Consider the following 3,305-nt stretch of genomic DNA (forward strand, 5'->3'; position numbering starts at 1 on the left):
GGCCGACCCCGAGCCGTCACCCCTCCCCACCACCGCACCTCGACAGGTACTTCCCACTCCCGAGGCAGGACGACCGACATGACGATCTCCATTCCCAACCCCCGGCCCGCCATCGGCCGCATCCCGATGACCTCCCTGCGGAGAACGGCCCTCGTCGCCGGCGGGCTGTACCTGGTCACCTACATCAGCTCCATTCCCGCGGCGTTCTACTTCCTGACCCCGGTGCTGGAGGACCCGAATTACATCATCGGCGCCGGCGCTGACACCCGTGTCCTCTGGGGCCTCTCCTTGGACGTGGTCAACGCCCTGGCCGCCATCGGCACCGCGATCGTGCTGTTCCCGGTCGTCAAGCGGCAGCACGAAGCCGCGGCCCTCGGCTTCGTCGCCGCCCGCGTCCTGGAAGCCGCCGTCATCACCGTCGGCGTCGTGAGCCTCCTCGCGGTCATCACGCTGCGGCAGGACCTCGGCGGCCCGACCGCCGCCGAGCCCGACTCGCTCGTCCCGATCGGTCACGCCCTCGTCGCCGTCCGGGACTGGACGTTCCTGCTCGGACCCGGCCTGATGGCAGCGATCAACGCGCTCCTCCTGGGCTCCCTGCTCTACCACTCCCGGCTCGTGCCCCGGGTCATCCCGCTGCTGGGCCTCGTCGGCGCCCCCCTGCTCCTCGCCTCCGTCACCGCCACGCTCTTCGGCCTCCACGGACAGCTCTCCCCCACCGCGGCGCTCGCCGGCCTACCGATTTTCTTCTGGGAGCTGACGCTCGGTCTCTACCTGGTCCTCAAGGGCTTCAGGCCCTCCCACATCACCACGAGCAGGCCCGCGGGCACGAGCTCTGCGACCGCTCACCTCACCGTCGACGGCTGATCATCGGGCTCCAGCACCTGCGCCGTCGCAGGCTCCCCGCCGTCCTCCCGACGGCCAACGATCGGAAGGGCCACCGTGATCGAAGCCAGGAACCTCACGAAGAAGTACGGTGACAAGACGGCTGTCGACGACCTGACCTTCACCGTCCAACTCGGGATCGTCACCGGCTTCCTGGGGCCCAACGGCGCCGGCAAGTCCACCACGATGCGGCTGATCCTCGGTCTTGACGCACCCACCTCGCCGACGTCATCGACATGGTCGGTCTGCAGGACGTGGCCGCGAAGCGGACCGGCGGCTTCTCCCTCGGCATGGGGCAGCGCCTGGGCAGAGTTCGATCAGCGTTCGAGAAAATGCAGACCGTCGATGCAGGCTCAGCCGGGCCTGTTGCGCGTATCCGGTGCCCGATCTGTGAGCTGGGGCGTCGTTTCGCTCCAGCCGGTCAACGTTGCTCTCAGGGCAGCGTTGAGAACGTCCTGCCCGTCGCTGTCGCCGAGTGCGGGGTGGGCCAGCGGGCTGCGGCTGGCGTGGGACAGCTCGAGACTGACCAGGCCGTGGGTCAGGGCCCACAGCGTGTAGGCCAGCTTGCGGGTCGCGTCGGTCTGCCCTGCGGTGTTGAGGACACGTCCTGCCTGGGTCGCGAGCAGACCGAAGGTCGTGTCCAGCGCGGTGCTGCGCACGTCGGGGCTGGGGTCGAACCCTGGGAGAGTCCGCTCGAAGAGCAGCCCGTACAGGCCCGGGTTGGCCAGCGCGAAGGTCCGGTACGCCTCCAGTAGCGCGAGTATCGACTGCACTGGATCGGCCACCGCGGCCGCTGGTGCCATGCGGGCGCGCAGCTGCTCGAACCCTTCGGCGTACACGGCGTCCAGCAGTCCGTCGCGTCCGCCGAAGCCGGTGTAGACGGCCATCGTCGTGGTGCCGGCAGCGGCGGCGATGCGCCGGACCGTCAGATCGGTCGGGACCTCGTCCCGCAGCAGCTGCAGGGTCGCCTCGACCAGGCGCTCGCGGAGCGTCTTCACCGTGGCCCCGTTGGGCCGGGGTTCCGGGGGGCTGGTCATGACCGCGACAGTACTATAACCTCCCTCATAACAACCGTTATGGATGGGAGATCGTCATGTCGTATCCACGCCCCGCCACCCTCTACCGAGGTGCTGCCGTTGCCGGCGGCGCCAGCGCCGCCGTGCTGGTGATCAACGCGGCGAAGCGTGCAGAGGTCATCGCGACCTCTGCGTTCACCCAACTGGTGGCCCCGCTGGCCCAGATCCTTGCCTTGGCGCTCATCGCCGGCCTGTACATCGCCTTCGGACGCCGGGCGGGCCGGTTCGGCCTGGCCGCGTTCCTGCTCAACGCCTGCGCTCTGGCAGCACTGGTCGGCGTGGAGTTCGTCATCAACCTCGTGTTCGCCGAACTGCCCGACGCCACCGTCGGGGCACTGCGCGCAGGCCCGCTCGGCACTGCCCTGACCGTGACGTCGGTGCTCTTCCTGACCGGCAGCCTCACCTTCGTCACCGCCATGATCCGCACCGGCGAACTGCCCACGGCACCACTCGCTCTCTACGCCATCGGCGCCGTGCCCGTGTCCTTCCGAGCCGCTGTACCCGAGCCGGTCCTCAACCTCGGCCTCGTCACCCTCGCCGTCGGCGTCGCCTGGCTCGCCGCCACACTGTTCACCCGCGCCACCACCGTCACCGCCCCCGCCGCGTCCGCCTTCGCGCTCGTCTCCCACGCCCGCCGCGCATGACCATCCCGACACGGCACAGCCAAATCCCGCGTGCGGCGCACGAGACACCAGCGGCGGACCGCAACGAAAGAAAGCGCACGCAGATGTCTGTCTCGCCACTGAAGCAGAGGTGAGTGGCAAGGAACCACACAGGGGCGAGAAGAACGCGGCTCAGCTGGTCGAGAGCAGTTCGACGACGGAGTCGGTGAGGTGGACCGAATACGGAAGGCCACGAAGGTCCTCGGCGGTCACCTGGAGGCCACGACTCCGTGCGAGCTGGGTCAAGTACTCCCAGGGGTGGACTTCTTCGTTGTCCTCGTCGGGAAGCACGACGTTGAGCACGTCCTGCGTTATGGATTGCGCGGTTTCGTTGCCCAAGACGGTGGACGTGTTCGGCGAGACGTTCGATCCCCAGCGGATCGTGAACCCGAGATCGTTGCGCAGGGTCACGCGACGCTGGTCGGCCAGCAAGACGAATTCGCTGACCCAGAAGCTCACCGAGCGGCCGTCATCCGACGTCCGGTTCACGTCGCACAGGGCGCCGATTCCGATCACACGGGCATGGGGATCGACTGGCGCTTCTCCCGTGGCGTTCTCGCCGGCTCGGTTCGGGTGTCTTTCCGACGGCGGAAGAGGGGACCACTGCCCCTCGTCATCATTCTGCACGGCAACTCCAAGGTCGTGACGCGGACATTGACCAGCCGCGCGGTGGACGCGGTACGGG

4 protein-coding genes and 1 pseudogene are annotated in these 3,305 nt (G+C 68.5%); 3 read left to right on the plus strand and 2 right to left on the minus strand.

Translation table 11 applies throughout. The features are described from left to right. Positions 1–78 precede the first annotated feature (78 nt). Positions 79–864: a DUF4386 domain-containing protein gene (locus VN520_RS23500; RefSeq protein WP_325748926.1), complete on the plus strand. Its 786-nt coding sequence runs from the start codon at positions 79–81 to the stop codon at positions 862–864. Positions 865–939: 75 nt separating this feature from the next. After that, positions 940–1,190, plus strand: a pseudogene (locus VN520_RS23505) (ATP-binding cassette domain-containing protein); the annotation flags it as partial. 45 nt (positions 1,191–1,235) lie between these two features. Here the strand turns inward: VN520_RS23505 and VN520_RS23510 are convergent. Further along, on the minus strand, positions 1,236–1,919 hold the full coding sequence (locus tag VN520_RS23510; protein WP_325748927.1) for a TetR/AcrR family transcriptional regulator: 684 nt from the start codon (positions 1,917–1,919) through the stop codon (positions 1,236–1,238). Between the two features lie 56 nt (positions 1,920–1,975). Here VN520_RS23510 and VN520_RS23515 point away from each other — a divergent pair, with 56 nt between their 5' ends. Next, complete coding sequence (locus tag VN520_RS23515; RefSeq protein ID WP_325748928.1) at positions 1,976–2,602, plus strand: hypothetical protein; 627 nt, start codon at positions 1,976–1,978, stop codon at positions 2,600–2,602. A 150-nt stretch (positions 2,603–2,752) separates the two neighbouring features. Here VN520_RS23515 and VN520_RS23520 read toward each other — a convergent pair. Then, positions 2,753–3,305: hypothetical protein (locus VN520_RS23520; protein ID WP_325748929.1), on the minus strand; the 553-nt coding region annotated here is incomplete at its 5' end.

Source organism: Streptomyces sp., assembly GCF_035563135.1.
Lineage (GTDB): Bacteria > Actinomycetota > Actinomycetes > Streptomycetales > Streptomycetaceae > Streptomyces.

Coding starts and splice junctions, on each gene's coding strand:
- VN520_RS23515 (WP_325748928.1), top strand. CDS start 1,976: ATGTCGTATCCACGCCCCGCCACCCTCTACCGAGGTGCTGCCGTTGCC.
- VN520_RS23510 (WP_325748927.1), bottom strand. CDS start 1,919: ATGACCAGCCCCCCGGAACCCCGGCCCAACGGGGCCACGGTGAAGACG.
- VN520_RS23500 (WP_325748926.1), top strand. CDS start 79: ATGACGATCTCCATTCCCAACCCCCGGCCCGCCATCGGCCGCATCCCG.